Source organism: Halalkalicoccus paucihalophilus (genome assembly GCF_001593955.1).
GTDB lineage: Archaea > Halobacteriota > Halobacteria > Halobacteriales > Halalkalicoccaceae > Halalkalicoccus > Halalkalicoccus paucihalophilus.
This window is the reverse complement of sequence record NZ_LTAZ01000002.1, coordinates 1-14,982: the sequence shown is the minus strand read 5'-3', so window position 1 is coordinate 14,982 and position 14,982 is coordinate 1. Positions and strand designations below refer to the sequence as shown.

Genomic DNA, 14,982 nt, shown 5'->3' with positions numbered 1-14,982 from the left:
ACCGCGAGATGACGCCTCCGAATCGAAGTACCTTCCGGTCGTACTACCGGGTTATTTCCGATTCCGAACGACGATCACGGGCCGGTCGGCGGTGCGGACCACCCGTTCGGTGACGCTTCCGACCAACATCCGGTCGAGTCTGGAGCGTCCGCGCGATCCCATAACGATGGCGTCGATGTCGTGTTCGGCGGCGTAGTCGTTGATCTGACGGTGGACCGACCCCTCCCGAAGTTCGGTGACGGTCTCGACGCCGCGATCGGCGGCGACGCGCTCGACGGTCGCGAGCGCCTCCCGTCCAATTCCCTCTAGGCGTTTGTCGAGCGGGTCGAAACTGCCGACGCTGCCGTATCGGTCGAGGTCGACGACGTAGAGGCCGTGGATCGTCGCGTCGAACGCCGCCGCGAGTTCGACCGCGTGTGAGAGCGCGTTCTCCGCGTCGGTGCTGCCGTCCGTCGGAACGAGGATCCTGTCGTACATCCGTCTTCGAGCGGGTCAACGTCGTCCAGAAATATAGCTCTACTAGCAAATCACCTACGAGAAGAGGCGGGAACTCGCCTCCCCGTCGGATTCGGCGGCGCGGAATACCGATCGTTCTCAGAATTCGGGGATCCGCGAACCGATTTTACGTCCCTCTACCGTAACAACGATTATGAGAGACGTAACCAAGGTCCTCGTTCCGGTCGACGACTCCGACCAGTCACGCGAAGCGCTGCGGTACGCCCATGGAACGTTTCCCGACGCCGAGATCACTGCCGTACACGTGATCCCCGTCGAGGGCTACTGGGCCGCGTTCACGGACGATCCAGAAGTCGCACCGGGCTACGAGCGGGCACGCGAACACGCCGAGGAACTGTTCGAAACGGTCCGAGGCGAGGTCGATACCGAGATCGAGACGCGCATCGAGACCGGGAGCCCGGCCAAGGAGATCGTCGATCTCGCGGGAAAAGGCGGGTTCGACGCGGTCGTGATCGGCAGCCACGGCCGTACTGGAGCGACGAGGGTCCTTCTGGGTAGCGTGGCGGAAGCGGTCGCCCGACGATCGCCCGTCCCGGTGACGATCGTTCGCTGACAGTCCTGACAATCGGGAGCGACCTCGTTGTGACCGCCCTCCGCCAGCCCCTCAGTCGACCTCGATGTATCGGGCGAACCCCTCGCGGATCAGCGTCCCGCAGTACGCACAGCGCACGCCGTCCTCGAGGACCGCAAAGCGCGAGTCGACGGGTTCGTGGGCGGTCGTGATGCAGTTGGCGTTCGGACACGAGAGGACGCCGACGACCTCCTCGGGGCGCTCGACGCGGTGTTTCTCCACTACGTCGTAGTTCCGGACGATGTTGATCGTCGCGTCGGGCGCGATCAGCGAGAGGACGTCGACTTCCTCCTGGCTCAACTCCCGGCCCTCGACCTTGACGATGTCCTTGCGGCCGACCCGCTCCGAGGGGACGTTCATCCCGACCGAGATCTCCTCGCCGCCCGAACCGTCGATATCGAGGATCGCCAGCACGTTGAGCGCCTGACCGCCGGTCACGTGGTCGATGACGGTGCCGTTCTCGATCTTGCCGACGCGGAGTTGGTGGTCGTCTGTCATAGCAGTGAATCGAGCAGCGCCATCCGTACGGGGACGCCGTTGTGTGCCTGATCGAAGTACGTCGCGTGGTCGGTGTCGTCGATCGCGGGGTCGATCTCGTCGACCCGCGGGAGCGGGTGCATGATCGAGAGGTCCGCCTTCGCCTCGTCGAGCATCGCGAGGTCGATCCCGTACTCGTCGGCCACTGCACGGTACTCGTTCTCGTCGGGGAACCGTTCCCGTTGGATTCGGGTGACGTAGAGCACGTCGAGATCGGGGAGGACGGACTCGAGGCCGGTGTGTTCTGTGACCGACGCACCGGCCTCGTCGAGGTCGTATCGCACCTCCGCGGGCAGCGAGAGGCTCTCGGGACTGATGAAGTGCTGGGTCGTCTCGAAGGTGGCCAGTGCGTGGGCCAGCGAGTGGACCGTCCGGCCGTACTTCAGATCGCCCATGATCCCTATCGAGAGGTCGTCGAGGCCGGCGTTCTCACGGATGGTGTAGAGATCCAGCAGCGTCTGGGTCGGGTGGTGGCCCGCCCCGTCGCCCGCGTTGATCACGGGCACGTCGACGAACTCGCTGGCCATCTTCGCCGCGCCCTGCTGGGGGTGGCGAAGGACGAGCGCGTCGGCGTACCCCTCGATCACCCGGACGGTGTCTGCGAGGCTCTCGCCTTTCGACACCGACGAGGAGTCGATCGAGCCCATGTCGATGGTGTCGCCGCCGAGGCGTTTGATCGCCGTCTCGAAACTCATCTTGGTGCGCGTGCTGGGTTCGAAGAACAGCAGACCGAGGAGGGTGTTCGTGTGGCGAGTTCCGCCCGTCGGACCGTCGAAGTCGGCCGCGCGGTCGAGAACCGCCTCGATGTCCTCGCGGGAGAACTGTTTTGCGGTCAGCACGTGGTCGTGCCGCATCACGCTGACAGGGGAGACAGGGGACCTTCAATCTCGCGGTCGGCGACGACTGCCGGGTGTACGCTTAACAGCGATGCCGCCGAACCCGAGTACGATGATCGATCTCGGATACACCCTCTCGAGCGAGGAGCACGACCCGACCACGCTGGTCGAGAACGCCGCCCGTGCCGAGGAGGCGGGCTTCGAGTTCGTCTCGATCTCGGATTCACTTCCACCCGTGGGTCGAAGCGCAGGGCGAGAGCCCGTTCGTCTGGAGCACGCTCGGCGGGATCGCCCACGCGACCGAGGAGATCGATGTCGGCGTCGGCGTGACCTGTCCGACAGTCAGGATCCACCCCGCGATCCTCGCACAGGCGGCGGCGACCACGGCCGATATGCTCGACGGGCGTTTCTTCTTCGGCGTCGGGAGCGGCGAGAACCTCAACGAGCACGTGCTGGGCGACCGCTGGCCCGAGGCGCCGGTCCGCCTAGAGATGCTCGAGGAGGCCGTCGGCGTGATCCGCGACCTCTGGGAGGGCGAGAACTACAGCCACCACGGGACACACTACGACGTCGAGAACGCGAAGATCTACACATTGCCCGACGAACTCCCGCCGATCGTCGTCTCCGCGTTCGGCCCGAAGGCCGCCCGCTCGGCGGCCGACATCGGCGACGGCCTGTGGTGTGTCGGCCCGCAGGAAGACCCCCTCGAGACCTACGACGAAGCCGGCGGCGACGGCCCGAAATACGCCCAGATCGACGTCTGTTACGCCGAGAGCGAGGAGGAGGCGCTCGACACCGTCTACGAGACGTGGCCCAACGGCGAGATATCGGGCGAACTGAGCCAGGTCCTGCCGACGCCGGCGCACTTCGAGCAGGCGACCGAGATGGTCGACCGCGAGGACGTCGCAGAGAGCGCCACGCCGCTGGGATCGGACCCCGAACCCTTTATCGACAGCGTCGAGGCCTGTCTCGATGCCGGCTACGACCACGTCTACTTCCACCAGATCGGGCCGGATCAGGAGGGCTTTTTCGAGTTCTACGAGGAGAACATCGAAGGCGAGTTCTGATCGGGCGAAGGTTTATTCGAGTTGAAAACAAATATATATTGATATGTCCCGGCGCCTTCCAACCGGTATCGACGTGCTCGACCGTCGGTTGGACGGCGGGATCCCTGCAGGAAGCGTCGTCACACTGTCGGCATCGCCGGCGAGCCAGTCGGAGCTACTGTTGTACGAACTCACCGTCTCACGCGAGACGCTGTATCTGACGACCGAGCGCTCCTCGGAGGCGGTCCTCGACGCGCTCGAACGGACGAACGCACCCACTGGGAGCCCCGAGATCCGTCACGTCGCGGGCGAGGCGCCGCTCGACGGGATCAACCGGCTGCTGGGAACGCTTCCCCAGGAATCGACGCTGCTGATCGACCCGGTCGACGCACTCGAACGCCGGGAGCTCGGCCGGTATCGTCGGTTCCTGAACGGGTTGCAGACCGCGATGGTCAACACGGAGAGCGTCGCCGTGTTACACTGTCTCTCAGGGCGATCCCCGCCGGCGGGGCGCGACCTGACCGAGTACATGGCCGACGTGGTCTTCTCGCTCGATACCAGAGTGAGTGGCGAGTCGATCGAGAACAGGCTCGCGGTCCCGAAGTTCCGCGGCGGGCGCGCGCTCTCGGAGACGATCAAACTCGAACTCGGCGATCGGGTTCGGATCGATACGAGCCGGGATATCGCCTGATTACTCCTCGGAATCGACGTCGATTTCGTCCTCGAGTTCCTCGACGATCTCGTCGGCGTCGACGTCGGCGTCCTCGAGCGCCTCTTCGATGTCGCCGCCACCGCCACCCATGCCACCCATCATGCCGCCGAGACCGCCCATCATGCCGCCGCCCTCGATGGTCTCCTGGATGATGACGCGGTCGAGTTCCAGTCGATCCATCAGGTCCTGGGCGATCTGTTGTTTCTGGAACATCCACTGCTGATTCATCGTCAGCTGTGGGGTCGCCTCGATGTAGAGCGTCTCCTTCTCGACGGTTTCGACTTCCGTTTCCGGCTCCGCGTCTTCGTCGGCATCCTCGTCGGGCTCGACGACGGTCTCCTCCTCGACCTCGTCGGTCTCGATCCACATCTCGAGGTCGGCGTCGACGAACATCGAGAGCATCCCCTTCGCGCGGTCGACGCGGTCCTCGACCTCCTCGATGATCTCGTATTCGTACTCGACGTCCTCGCCCGCGAGCGGGTGGTTGAAGTCGACGCGGGCGCGCCCACCGATGACGGTCTCGACGTGGCCGTGCTGGTTGTCGATGTCGACGTGGGCACCGGGGTAGCGGTCGTCCTCGGGGATCTTCTCGGCGCTGACGGTCCGAACTTCGTCCTCGCTGTACTCGCCGAAGGCCTCCTCGGCGGGAACGACGACGGTCCCCGAATCACCGGCCTCCTTGCCCTCGATGTCTTCTTCGACCGCCTCGAAGAGGTGGCCCGCGCCGAGCGTGATCACTCGCGGCTCGATGTTGCGTTCTTCGACGTCGACGCCCTCGTCTTCTGCGATCTCCCGGTCCGTGGTGTCGACGAGCTGATCGCCCTCGACCGTACGCGCCGTGTAGGCGAGCCGGACGAAATCACCGTCTCCGAGCCCCTCGGATTCCTCCTCGGTCGCTTCGGTTTCGGTGTCTTCGGCTGCGTCTGGCGCTTCTTCGTCACTCATACCACAGACGACAGGCGTTCGCGCCTTAAGAACAACGTTTCGTGTCCGTCACGGGCGCGGACGATCGACGGAAATTCAATCGTCAGCGTACGTTTCGATCGCCTCCTCGATGTCTTTCCCGTCGATGTCGCCCTTCTCGTAGGCGTCGAGGATTTCCTCCAGATCCTCCTCCGAGACCTCGCCCTCCCTGTACGCATCGAGGGCTTTCTCGATGTCTTTCTCATCGATATCGCCGTCGACGTAGACTTCGAGCGCCTTTTCGACCGTCTTCCGGTCGATGTCGCCGTCGGTACGGAAGGCGACCGTGCCGTCCTCGTCGATGACACAGATCGTTACCGTAGTCTCGATACCGTACTTCTCGAGGAGGTCCTTGGTACCCATGGCGTGGTCCCAATCGCCGCCGTATCTCTCGTGGAACTCCTTCAGATCCTCCATCGAGACATCCATGTTGGTGTTGACCGTGAGCATGTACGCGCGGTCGCCGTACTCCTCGTGGAGGTCGACCAGCGTCTCGGAGTAGGACTTACACTTCTCGTTTTCGACGTCACCGAACATCACGACGACCGGCTTGCCCTTCGACTCGATCGTGACCGTCTTGCCGTCGTCGGTCTCGACGTCGGCCTTCGGCGCGTCGTCCCCGCTTTCGGGCTTGTCGTTGTCTTTCGTGTCTTTACCGCCACCGGTATCGTCGTTCTTATCGCCAGTATTATCCTTCTCCTTCGGGTCGTCGTCGCTCCCGAGACAGCCGGCCATACTCGCGAGTGCTATGCCACCGGACAGCTGGATCATACGTCGACGGTTTATGTCGCGCATCGGCCGAACAATTCCTGCGTTGACACTTATTTATCCACGATAATATCAGAGAATAGACACCCACTAATCGGCACGCATCGCCGTGGACGGTTCACCCGTCTACGAATCGCGATAGCTGAATCCGATCAGTGGTTCTAGTGAGTGGCTAATCGACGGATACCAGTACCCTCTACTGGGAGTGTTCGACCACTGTTAGCGGGTGGAAAAGCGTCCTCCCAGTGTGAAACGGGTACTTTTCGAGGCCGCGTTCGCTATGGGGAGTCATGTACGAAGTCGAGATGAAGGTCCGGGCGAACCACGAACAGGTCCGACGGGCGCTCGACGAACACGGAGCAACCCCGCTCGATACCATTTCACAGGAGGACACCTACTACAACGCGCCGATGCGTGACTTCGCCGAGACGGACGAGGCACTTCGGGTCCGTCGTGAGGAGGCGGATGGAGACGAGCGTGCGAAACTCACGTACAAGGGTCCGCTCGTCGGGGAGACTTCGAAGACGCGTGAGGAGTACGAGACGGAACTCGGGGACGCCGATGTGATGGACTCGATCCTCGACTCGCTCGGATTCGTCCCCGTCGAAACCGTCGGGAAGGAACGGGAACGCTTCTCGATCGCCGAATACGTCGTGACGCTCGATACTGTCAATGTCCTGGGCGAGTTCGTCGAGGTAGAAACGGAAGTCCGGGAGAAAGGGATCGATGCCGCGCGCGCAGGCGTCGCGGAGACGGTCGAAACGCTCGGGCTGGATCCCGATTCGGAGATCAGAACGTCGTATCTCGAACTCCTGCTGGATAATGCATATTAGTTATATTTCCGGGCCGGGTAGTTATCGCAAGGTATAGCACACCCGGACGTGTAGCCTCGCCAATGACCGAGCGGAACATCCGAGTCGAGCCGATCGATCGACGGGCCGTCGAGGATCAGGAAGTCGAGATCGTCGAGCGAAAGGGGCTGGGCCACCCCGACTCGATCTGTGACGGCGTCGCAGAACGCGTTTCTAGCGCCCTCTCGCGGGAGTACATCGAGCGCGTCGGCAAAGTGCTACACTACAACACCGACGAGACACAACTGGTTGCGGGTAACGCCGCCCCGGCCTTCGGCGGCGGCGAGATGATCGATCCGATCTACCTGCTGATCGTCGGCCGGGCCACGAAGGAGTACGAGGGAACGCGGATCCCCACCGGGAAGATCGCACTCGAGGCCGCCCGCGAGTACCTCGCGGAGACGGTCCCCGAACTCGAGTTCGGTACCGACGTGATCGTCGACGTGAAACTGGGCGAGGGAAGCGGCGACCTCCAGGAGGTCTTCGGCGAGGAGGGAACGACCGTGCCGATGGCCAACGACACCTCCTTTGGGGTGGGTCACGCCCCGCTGACGGAAACCGAGCGAATCGTTCTGGAGGCCGAGCGAAGTCTCAACAGGGCCTACAGCGATACGAATCCCGAGATCGGCCCCGACGTGAAGATCATGGGCAAGCGCGAGGGCGACCGGATCGATATCACGGTGGCCGTGGCGATGATCGATGAGTACATCGTCGACATGAACGCGTACACTGACGCCGTTTCGGGCGTCAGCGAACACGTCGCCGACCTCGCCGGTGAGTACACCGACCGGGAGGTCTCCGTTTACGTGAACACCGCCGACGACTACGAGGAAAACTCGATCTACCTCACGACGACCGGCACCTCCGCCGAACAGGGCGACGACGGCTCCGTGGGGCGGGGCAACCGCGCCAACGGCCTGATCACGCCCAACCGCTCGATGTCGATGGAAGCGACCAGTGGAAAGAACCCCGTCAACCACATCGGGAAGATCTACAACCTCCTCTCGACCGAGATCGCCCACTCGGTCGTCGAGGAGGTGGACGGGATCCGCGACCTCCGGATCCGATTGCTCTCCCAGATCGGTCGCCCGATCGACCAACCCCACGTCGCCGACGCCCACGTCGTCGCGGAAGAGGGCGTTTCGCTCGCCGACATCGAGGACGACGTGACCGAGATCGTCGACCGCGAACTCGCCGGCGTCTCGGAGATCACGCAGCGCACCATCGACGGCGAGCTCTCGACCTTTTAGGCCCCGAGAGGGGTTCGAAGCCCGTTTATCCCTCCTCGGACTACGTCCGATCATGACACCGCCCGGAGCCGACACCGTCCTCGTTCGCTACGGGGACATCGGCGTCAAGAGCACGAAAGTCCAGCGGGACATGGAGCGCTCGTTGGAGACGAACCTTCGGGCGATGTTCGACTCGCGGGACGTTAGTGCCCAACTCGACTGGCAGTGGTCGCGTCCGCGGATCCGCACCACCGATCCAGAGGCCGCCACCACGGCTGCCTGTGAGACCTTCGGGATCGTCTCGGCCAGCCCCGCCATCTCGACGGAACCGACCATCGAGGCGATCTCCGAGGCACTCGTCGAGACCGCCGACGCGACCGAGTTCGAGGGTCCCTTCGCCGTGGACGCGCGGCGTGCCGGCGAGCGCGACGCCCATCCGTTTACGAGCGAGGACATCGAGCGCGATGGCGGGCAGGCCGTCTGGGACGCCCTTTCCGATCCCGTGGTCGATCTCGAGAACCCCGCGAGGACGTTCTACGTCGAGTGCCGCTCGGACGAAGCGTTCGTGTTCACCGATAAGCGCGCGGGGCCGGGCGGCCTCCCGCTGGGAACCCAGCGCCCGCTCGTCGCGCTCCTCTCCGGGGGTATCGACTCGCCCGTCGCGGCGTGGGAGGTGATGAAACGCGGCGCTCCGGTGATCCCGCTGTACTTCGATTTCGAGGCGTATGGCGGGGTCGATCACGTCGCACGGGCGGTCGAGTCGGCCCGCACACTCGGGGGCTATACGCCGAACCACGAGTTCGATCTCCGGATCGCGCCCGCGGGCGCGGTGGCCGACCGATTGGTGGGCGAGATCGGTCCGACGCGGATGCTCTCGCTTCGTCGGTTCATGCTTCGGGTCGCCGAACGGGTCGCCGAGGACTCGGGCGCGGCGGGGATCGTCACCGGCGAGGCGATCGGACAGAAGTCGAGCCAGACCAGCGCGAACCTCGTAGTGACTGACTGCGCCACTGACCTGCCCGTCCACCGCCCGCTTTTGACGCGGGACAAACAGGAGATCATCGCACAGGCGCGAAAGATCGGGACCTACGAGGACGCGACCATCGAGGCGGGCTGTAACCGGATCGCGCCCGACTATCCCGAGACGAACGCCTCGCTCGAGGAAGTCGAAGCCGCGGAGCCGGATCTGGAGGCACTGGTCGCCGAGGCGGTCGCCGGGATCGAGCGGGGCGACCTGTAGCACGAACGGGCGACGGCAACCAAAACCACTTTTCGATGGCCTCGACATTCTCCGTCCGTGACGACCGTCTGTATCGTCGGCAAGCAAGGGGTAGACGTGCGCTTCGAGCTTTTGAGCCGCGAGACTGCCCGCGAGGCGCTCGCGACCCACGACCTCTCGGAGCCGTGGGAGAACTCCGTCGCCATCGAGACGGTGAGTCTGGGCGGGGCGGTCTCGCTGTTGAACGATCTGAACTGGTATCTGGTCCGCTTCGCCGAAACAGCGTTCGTCAGGGACCCCTCGATCAGCACCGACGAGTGGCTCTCGCGGACGCTCGCAGAGCGGGTCCGGGACAACGAGATCGGTGTCGGGGCGACGGCCCAGTCGCTCGCGGTCTACGGCGTCGAGGACGGGCGGCTCGTCGAACCGATGTACGTCACTCGCCGCGACGGCGAGATCCCGGAGTACGACCTGCGCGATGTCGAGGAAACGGTCGTCGTGCGCGTCGCCGAGGGGGAGTTCGGGAGCTAGTCGAACAGCCCAGTCGAGAGGTAGCGCTCGCCGCTGTCGGGGAAGATCGCCACGACGAGCGGGCAGTCGTCGTAGCCCGCCTCCGCGCCGCCGTCGGCGCTGAAGGTCACGTCGGGCGCTTCGGGGCAGTTCAGTTCGGGTCGTGCGCGCCGCTCGGCCACGCGGCGCGCGGCGATCGAGGCCGCGCCGCTCGACTGGCCCACGAGGATCCCCTCCTCGCGCGCGAGGCGGCGACACTCTGCCTCGGCATCCGCGAGCGCGACCGTCTCGATGGCGTCCAACAGATCCACGTCGAGCAGTTCGCTCACGAAGCCCGGCCCCATCCCCTGAAACTCGTCCTTGCCGGGCTCGCCCGTCGAGAGAACCGCGTTTTCGGCGGGTTCGACCGCGATCACGTCCATCTCGGGGTACTCCTCCTTGAGCCGTCGGCCCGTGCCGGTGACGGTACCACCAGTACCGACGCCCGCGACCAGCGCATCGACCTCGCGACCGTCGACGGCCTCGATGATCTCGGGGGCGGTCGTCCGGTAGTGGGCCTCGGCGTTCGCGGCGTTCTCGAACTGGCCCAACTGGACGGCGCCGGTCTCGGCGACGATCTCGTTGGCGCGCTCTCTGGCGTCGGTCATCTCCCCCGAAACGAGTTCGATCTCGGCGCCGTAGGCCCGAAGCAGGCGGCGACGTTCCTCGGACATCGTATCGGGGAGAACGATCGTCAGATCGTAGCCCTTCGCGGCGGAGGCGACCGCCAGTCCGATCCCCGTGTTCCCGCTCGTGGGTTCGACGATCGAATCGCCCGGCGAGAGCAGTCCCTCACGTTCGGCGGCCTCGATCATCGCGAGTGCGGGCCGGTCCTTCGCCGAGCCCCCCGGATTGAACGACTCCAGTTTCGCCGCCACGGTGGCGCCCTCCGGGGAGTCGACCTGGACCAGCGGCGTCCCGATCGCGTCCAGAATGCTCCCGTGCATACCCGACAGCTAGGGAACACAGGTATAAACCCCTGATGGACGCGGGTAATAATTCGACCGAGTCATATTAACAACTCTACCCGGAATCCACCGATACTGCCGGGACCGACAGTCGAATGAGACCGCTTGGCGTGGGGCTGACTGTGCAGTCAGCCGGAACCACAGCCCTCCGAACCCTCGCGCGTGACCTCTGGAGCGGCGGGCGCGGCTGGATCCTGTTGGGAGTCGCTGGCGGCTGGTTCCTCTCGCTCGGCGTTCGTCTCGTCTTTCCCGCCCTACTGCCCTACATCCGTACGGAGTTCTCGCTCGGGCTGACCACTGCGGGCCTGTTGATCACCGTTCTGTGGGTCGCCTACGCGCTCGGCCAGTTCCCCGGCGGGGTCATCGGCGACCGGCTGGGCGAGGGGAACGCGCTCGTGGTCAGTACGCTCGTCTCGGGGACGATGATCGCGGTCGTGGCCGTCTCGAACACGGCCCTGATACTCTTTCTCGCGACCGCCCTGTTCGGTTTCTCGACGGCGCTCTTCGGCCCCGCCCGATTCACGATCCTCTCGGGGATCTACGACGAGCGTGACGGCACCGCCATCGGGCTGACGCTTGCGGTCGGCGAAGCGGGCAACGCGATCCTGCCGGTGGTCGCGGGCCTACTCGCGGCGACCGTTTCGTGGCGACTCGGGTTCGGCATGACGGTCCCCCTCTTCTTCCTGATGACTGTCGTCCTCTACCGTGTCGTTCCGGGAAAGCTGACCGAAGAGAGCGCGGTCGACAGCCTCTCGATCGGGACCCTGAAATACGTCGGCCGCGGGATCGCCGAACGCTCGATACTGATCGTCACCGGCGTCCACGTCTTCCTCTTTTTCGTCTATCAGGGCTTTACCGGCTTCTATCCGACCTACCTCGTCGAGATGAAGGGGCTCTCTCCGAGCCTCGCGGCCGGCCTGTTCGGCCTCTTTTTCGCGAGCGGCGTCGCCGTCCAGCCGATTGCGGGCGCAAGCGGGGATCGCTTCGGTACCCGCCCGACGCTGTACGTCGTCATCGCCATCACGACGCTCGGGCTCGCGGCCCTCCCCTTCATAGAGGGCTTTACGGGCCTCGTCATCGTGACGATCGTCGCGAGTTCCCTCTTGGGGGTGACGCCGCTGACCCAGACGTTCCTCGTAAACGCCCTGCCCGAGGACATGAAAGGCAGCGGGCTCGGCCTGCTCAGGACCGGCCATATCGCCCTCGGCGCGACCGGCCCGCTCGTCGTCGGCGTCGTCGCCGACTTGAACTACTTCGACGGCGCCTTCCTCGGACTCGCCGTTCTCTCGGCGGCGGGTATCGCGCTGACGGCACTCGTCCCCGACGACTAGCACACGCGTTAATATCCTCGGTCCCGAACGCCCGGCCATGACCCTCGAAACGATGCGCCCGAACCCGACTTGGGACCCGAACGCACACGAACGCGAACTCGAACCCTTCCGACGACACGCCGAGGACCTCACCGTCAGAGTGTGGGGTGGCGACTGGTGTGGGGACTGTCGGGCCGTCCTGCCCGACGTGGGTGCGGCCCTCGACGCCGCCGGAATCCCCGACGAGCAGGTTCACGAGTACCCCGTCGAGAAGCGCGATGACGGCTCGAAGGAGGGCGAACTGGTCGAGGAGTACGACATCGAGTACATCCCCACGATCATCATTGAGCGTGAGGGAGAGGAGGTCGCCCGCTTCGTCGAAAGCGAGCCGATTTCCGCCGTCGCACACCTCGCCGAGCAGCTCCGCGGGATCGAAGCCTCGGCCTAGCTCGACTCTTCTGTTGGGGTCGCGGGATCGAGATTCTCGACCCACTCTAAGGCCTCCTCGACGTCGCTGACCGGCGGCGAGCAGGTAAAGGAACGACAGACGTAGGCAGTCGGCTCGCCCTCACGAGCCTCGCGACCCGCCCAGATCGGCGGCGCCTCCTCTAGCCCGAGTTCGTCGAGCCATTCTTGCAAACCTTCCTCGGTCGGCGGGCGCCGCGCGAGGATCCTGTTTGGGAGGTACGTCCCGCCTAACCGCTCGCGCCACTCGTCGGGAAGCTCCTCTGCGGCGACCGTCATCTCGAGCGAGCCGTTCTCGAAGCGATCCGCGACCAGCGCCAGCGTCGCGTGTTCGAGCGGATTGCCTCGAACGCGGTCGCCGTGTCGGGTGAGCACCCGCTCGACGATCCCTTCGAAATCTGCGTCGGCGAACGGCGCGAGGGAGAGCAGGACGTCACAGGCCACGCCCAGGCTCGACGGCGTGGACTGATCGCCCAGTTCCTGCGGGCGGGCGACGAGTTCCTCGCCGGCCTCGGGCGTGAAATACAGCGTCTCTCGATTCGCGTCCCAGAACTCCCGCTCGATCGCCCGCGCGAGGTCGAGGGCGAACTTCAAATGGTCGAGTTCGCCGGTCGCCTGATAGGTGTCGAACGCGCCCCGTGCAAGGAACGCGTAGTCCTCGAGGTAGCCGTCGATCTTCACTTCATGATCCTTGAACCGCCGCGAGAGGCGCTTTTCCTCCCCGTCCCAGAGCTGCTCGCGGACGAACTCGAGGGCCGAAACGGCGCTTTCGGCGTACGATTCGTCCAGTATCAGTCCAGACTCCGCGAAGGCCGAGATCATCAGGCCGTTCCACCCCGCGAGCACCTTCTCGTCCCGGCGCGGCCGCGGGCGCTCCTCGCGGACCTCGAACAGCTTCGCTCGGGCCTCGGCGAGCCGTTCGTCGACCTCGCTCTCGTCCATCCCGTACTCCTCGGCCAGCGACCCGATACTCCGGGCGAGCGTCAGTACCGTCTTCCCCTCGAAATTGCCCCGCTCGTCGATCCCGTATCGGTCACAGAACAGTTCGACGTCCCCCTCGTCGAGCACCTCCTCGACCTCCTCGGGCGTCCAGACGTAGAACGCACCCTCCTCGCGCTCGCCCGTTTCGGGGTCCGCGCTCTGGGCGTCGAGCGTGCTGTAAAACCCGCCGTCGGGATGCTGGAGTTCGCGGCGGACGAATTCGAGCGTCTCGCGGACGATCCGTGCGTAGCGCTCCTCGCCGGTCGCTCGGTAGCCCGCGAGGTAGGTTCGGGGGAGCTCGGCGTTGTCGTAGAGCATCTTCTCGAAGTGCGGGACGACCCACTGGCGGTCCGTGGCGTACCGATGAAATCCGCCGCAGAGCTGGTCGTACATTCCTCTACTCCCCATCGCGTCGAGTGTCTCGGTGACGACCTCGCCGTAGGGTCGCCGTCCAGTGCGGTCGTGTGCCCGCAGGAGAACCTCCAAGCGGGCTGTCTGGGGGAACTTCGGACCGTTCTCGCCGAACCCGCCGTGTTCGCGATCGGCTCCCCGCAGCGCGGCGTCGGCGGCCTCGATCAGCACGCCATCGGGACGCTCGCTCGCATCGGGCACCTCCTCCAACTGGTCGGTGATCGCGCGGGTCCACTGGTCGGCGCGGTTCTCGATCTCCTCGCGATCGCTCTCCCAACTTTCCGTGATGTTCGAGAGGAGGTCGCCGAAGCCGGGCGTCCCGCGGCGCGATTCGCGCGGGAAGTAGGTGCCGACGTAGAAGGGCCGGCCGTCGGGGGTGAGCCACACGGAGAGGGGCCAACCACCCCGTCGCGTGACGAGTTGGCAGATCGTCTGGTAGATGCTGTCCAGATCGGGGCGCTCCTCGCGGTCGACCTTGATCGGAACGAACCCCTCGTTGAGCTTCCTCGCTATTTCCTCGTCCTCGAAGCTCTCCTCTTCCATGACGTGACACCAGTGACACGCCGAATACCCCACTGAGAGGAAGATCGGCACGTCGCGCTCCTCGGCGGCCGAAAGCGCCGCCTCGTCCCACGGTTGCCAGTTCACCGGGTTGTCGGCATGCTGTCGGAGGTACGGACTGGCCTCCTCGTCGAGTCGGTTCCGGTCGGTTTCGCTCATGACCCGGGATAGGAAGTCACGGCAGGTAAACGTGGCCACAGGGCTATGCCCTTCGAGTCCGTATCACGGGTATGGCTGACGAACGGGACGAGGGGCTGGGATCGGTGTCGGGACTCCCCGACGAACTGGGCATCGACGACGATCTGGCACGCGCCGACCAGCGCGCGACGGTCCGGGTCGAATCCAGGCGCTACGGCAAGCCGATGACGCTTGTCGAGGGATTGGACCCGAAGGCGGTCGATCTGAAGGCGCTCGCCTCGGAACTCAAGCGGGCCCTCGCGGTCGGGGGCACCGTCGAGGACGGCCGGATCGAGCTTCAGGGCGATCACG

The 14,982-nt window shown here is 65.0% G+C and carries 16 protein-coding genes and 1 pseudogene; 10 read left to right on the top strand and 7 right to left on the bottom strand.

The window, feature by feature from the left end; all coding sequences use genetic code 11:
• Positions 1 to 51: 51 nt before the first annotated feature.
• On the bottom strand, positions 52 to 477 hold the full coding sequence (locus HAPAU_RS03050) for a universal stress protein (RefSeq protein ID WP_066379464.1): 426 nt from the start codon (positions 475 to 477) through the stop codon (positions 52 to 54).
• Positions 478 to 649: 172 nt separating this feature from the next.
• On the opposite strand from HAPAU_RS03050, the gene HAPAU_RS03045 reads away from it, so the two are divergent.
• A complete protein-coding gene (locus tag HAPAU_RS03045) occupies positions 650 to 1,069 on the top strand; it encodes a universal stress protein (RefSeq protein ID WP_066379453.1) in 420 nt (139 codons plus the stop codon).
• Positions 1,070 to 1,120: 51 nt separating this feature from the next.
• On the opposite strand, the gene pyrI is transcribed toward HAPAU_RS03045, so the two are convergent.
• Both pyrI and pyrB read right to left on the bottom strand, forming a co-directional pair.
• Complete coding sequence (pyrI, locus tag HAPAU_RS03040) at positions 1,121 to 1,585, bottom strand: aspartate carbamoyltransferase regulatory subunit (RefSeq protein ID WP_066379448.1); 465 nt, start codon at positions 1,583 to 1,585, stop codon at positions 1,121 to 1,123.
• Positions 1,582 to 2,478, bottom strand: a complete 897-nt coding sequence (pyrB, locus tag HAPAU_RS03035; protein ID WP_066379446.1) for an aspartate carbamoyltransferase — start codon at positions 2,476 to 2,478, stop codon at positions 1,582 to 1,584. Before pyrB ends, pyrI begins: the two co-directional genes overlap by 4 nt.
• Positions 2,479 to 2,572: 94 nt before the next feature.
• Here pyrB and HAPAU_RS03030 point away from each other — a divergent pair.
• Positions 2,573 to 3,527 (top strand): annotated as a pseudogene (locus HAPAU_RS03030) (TIGR03557 family F420-dependent LLM class oxidoreductase).
• A 43-nt stretch (positions 3,528 to 3,570) separates the two neighbouring features.
• The gene (locus tag HAPAU_RS03025; RefSeq protein WP_066379444.1) at positions 3,571 to 4,197 is read left to right on the top strand and encodes an RAD55 family ATPase; all 627 of its coding nucleotides are present in this window, start codon (positions 3,571 to 3,573) and stop codon (positions 4,195 to 4,197) included.
• Here the strand turns inward: HAPAU_RS03025 and HAPAU_RS03020 are convergent, their stop codons facing one another.
• Entirely contained in the window at positions 4,198 to 5,163 is a 966-nt protein-coding gene (locus tag HAPAU_RS03020) for an FKBP-type peptidyl-prolyl cis-trans isomerase (RefSeq protein WP_066379442.1), read from the bottom strand.
• A gap of 75 nt (positions 5,164 to 5,238) precedes the next feature.
• Positions 5,239 to 5,952, bottom strand: a complete 714-nt coding sequence (locus tag HAPAU_RS03015) for a TlpA family protein disulfide reductase (protein ID WP_084383653.1) — start codon at positions 5,950 to 5,952, stop codon at positions 5,239 to 5,241.
• Positions 5,953 to 6,239: 287 nt separating this feature from the next.
• Here HAPAU_RS03015 and cyaB point away from each other — a divergent pair, with 287 nt between their 5' ends.
• The 4 genes from cyaB (at position 6,240) to HAPAU_RS02995 (ending at position 9,779) form a co-directional block, all read left to right on the top strand.
• On the top strand, positions 6,240 to 6,782 hold the full coding sequence (gene cyaB, locus HAPAU_RS03010) for a class IV adenylate cyclase (protein ID WP_066379440.1): 543 nt from the start codon (positions 6,240 to 6,242) through the stop codon (positions 6,780 to 6,782).
• A 62-nt stretch (positions 6,783 to 6,844) separates the two neighbouring features.
• The gene (locus tag HAPAU_RS03005) at positions 6,845 to 8,050 is read left to right on the top strand and encodes a methionine adenosyltransferase (RefSeq protein WP_066379432.1); all 1,206 of its coding nucleotides are present in this window, start codon (positions 6,845 to 6,847) and stop codon (positions 8,048 to 8,050) included.
• Between the two features lie 52 nt (positions 8,051 to 8,102).
• Entirely contained in the window at positions 8,103 to 9,269 is a 1,167-nt protein-coding gene (locus HAPAU_RS03000; RefSeq protein WP_066379431.1) for a tRNA sulfurtransferase, read from the top strand.
• A gap of 57 nt (positions 9,270 to 9,326) precedes the next feature.
• Complete coding sequence (locus HAPAU_RS02995) at positions 9,327 to 9,779, top strand: DUF5804 family protein (RefSeq protein WP_066379430.1); 453 nt, start codon at positions 9,327 to 9,329, stop codon at positions 9,777 to 9,779.
• Here HAPAU_RS02995 and HAPAU_RS02990 read toward each other — a convergent pair.
• Positions 9,776 to 10,744 (bottom strand): PLP-dependent cysteine synthase family protein, encoded by a 969-nt coding sequence (locus HAPAU_RS02990; protein ID WP_066379429.1) that lies wholly within the window; start codon positions 10,742 to 10,744, stop codon positions 9,776 to 9,778. The two genes, HAPAU_RS02995 and HAPAU_RS02990, sit on opposite strands and share 4 nt — an antisense overlap.
• Positions 10,745 to 10,887: 143 nt before the next feature.
• On the opposite strand from HAPAU_RS02990, the gene HAPAU_RS02985 reads away from it, so the two are divergent.
• Both HAPAU_RS02985 and HAPAU_RS02980 read left to right on the top strand, forming a co-directional pair.
• Entirely contained in the window at positions 10,888 to 12,096 is a 1,209-nt protein-coding gene (locus HAPAU_RS02985; protein ID WP_084383652.1) for an MFS transporter, read from the top strand.
• 37 nt (positions 12,097 to 12,133) lie between these two features.
• On the top strand, positions 12,134 to 12,523 hold the full coding sequence (locus HAPAU_RS02980) for a thioredoxin family protein (RefSeq protein WP_066379426.1): 390 nt from the start codon (positions 12,134 to 12,136) through the stop codon (positions 12,521 to 12,523).
• On the opposite strand, the gene HAPAU_RS02975 is transcribed toward HAPAU_RS02980, so the two are convergent.
• Positions 12,520 to 14,652, bottom strand: coding sequence for a thioredoxin domain-containing protein (locus HAPAU_RS02975; RefSeq protein WP_066379421.1), 2,133 nt, complete (start codon positions 14,650 to 14,652; stop codon positions 12,520 to 12,522). The two genes, HAPAU_RS02980 and HAPAU_RS02975, sit on opposite strands and share 4 nt — an antisense overlap.
• A gap of 71 nt (positions 14,653 to 14,723) precedes the next feature.
• On the opposite strand from HAPAU_RS02975, the gene HAPAU_RS02970 reads away from it, so the two are divergent.
• A partial coding sequence (locus HAPAU_RS02970) for a translation initiation factor IF-1 (RefSeq protein ID WP_066379418.1) occupies positions 14,724 to 14,982 on the top strand: 259 nt, incomplete at its 3' end.

Coding starts and splice junctions, on each gene's coding strand:
- HAPAU_RS03050 (WP_066379464.1), bottom strand. CDS start 477: ATGTACGACAGGATCCTCGTTCCGACGGACGGCAGCACCGACGCGGAG.
- HAPAU_RS03045 (WP_066379453.1), top strand. CDS start 650: ATGAGAGACGTAACCAAGGTCCTCGTTCCGGTCGACGACTCCGACCAG.
- pyrI (WP_066379448.1), bottom strand. CDS start 1,585: ATGACAGACGACCACCAACTCCGCGTCGGCAAGATCGAGAACGGCACC.
- pyrB (WP_066379446.1), bottom strand. CDS start 2,478: ATGCGGCACGACCACGTGCTGACCGCAAAACAGTTCTCCCGCGAGGAC.
- HAPAU_RS03025 (WP_066379444.1), top strand. CDS start 3,571: ATGTCCCGGCGCCTTCCAACCGGTATCGACGTGCTCGACCGTCGGTTG.
- HAPAU_RS03020 (WP_066379442.1), bottom strand. CDS start 5,163: ATGAGTGACGAAGAAGCGCCAGACGCAGCCGAAGACACCGAAACCGAA.
- HAPAU_RS03015 (WP_084383653.1), bottom strand. CDS start 5,952: ATGATCCAGCTGTCCGGTGGCATAGCACTCGCGAGTATGGCCGGCTGT.
- cyaB (WP_066379440.1), top strand. CDS start 6,240: ATGTACGAAGTCGAGATGAAGGTCCGGGCGAACCACGAACAGGTCCGA.
- HAPAU_RS03005 (WP_066379432.1), top strand. CDS start 6,845: ATGACCGAGCGGAACATCCGAGTCGAGCCGATCGATCGACGGGCCGTC.
- HAPAU_RS03000 (WP_066379431.1), top strand. CDS start 8,103: ATGACACCGCCCGGAGCCGACACCGTCCTCGTTCGCTACGGGGACATC.
- HAPAU_RS02990 (WP_066379429.1), bottom strand. CDS start 10,744: ATGCACGGGAGCATTCTGGACGCGATCGGGACGCCGCTGGTCCAGGTC.
- HAPAU_RS02980 (WP_066379426.1), top strand. CDS start 12,134: ATGACCCTCGAAACGATGCGCCCGAACCCGACTTGGGACCCGAACGCA.
- HAPAU_RS02975 (WP_066379421.1), bottom strand. CDS start 14,652: ATGAGCGAAACCGACCGGAACCGACTCGACGAGGAGGCCAGTCCGTAC.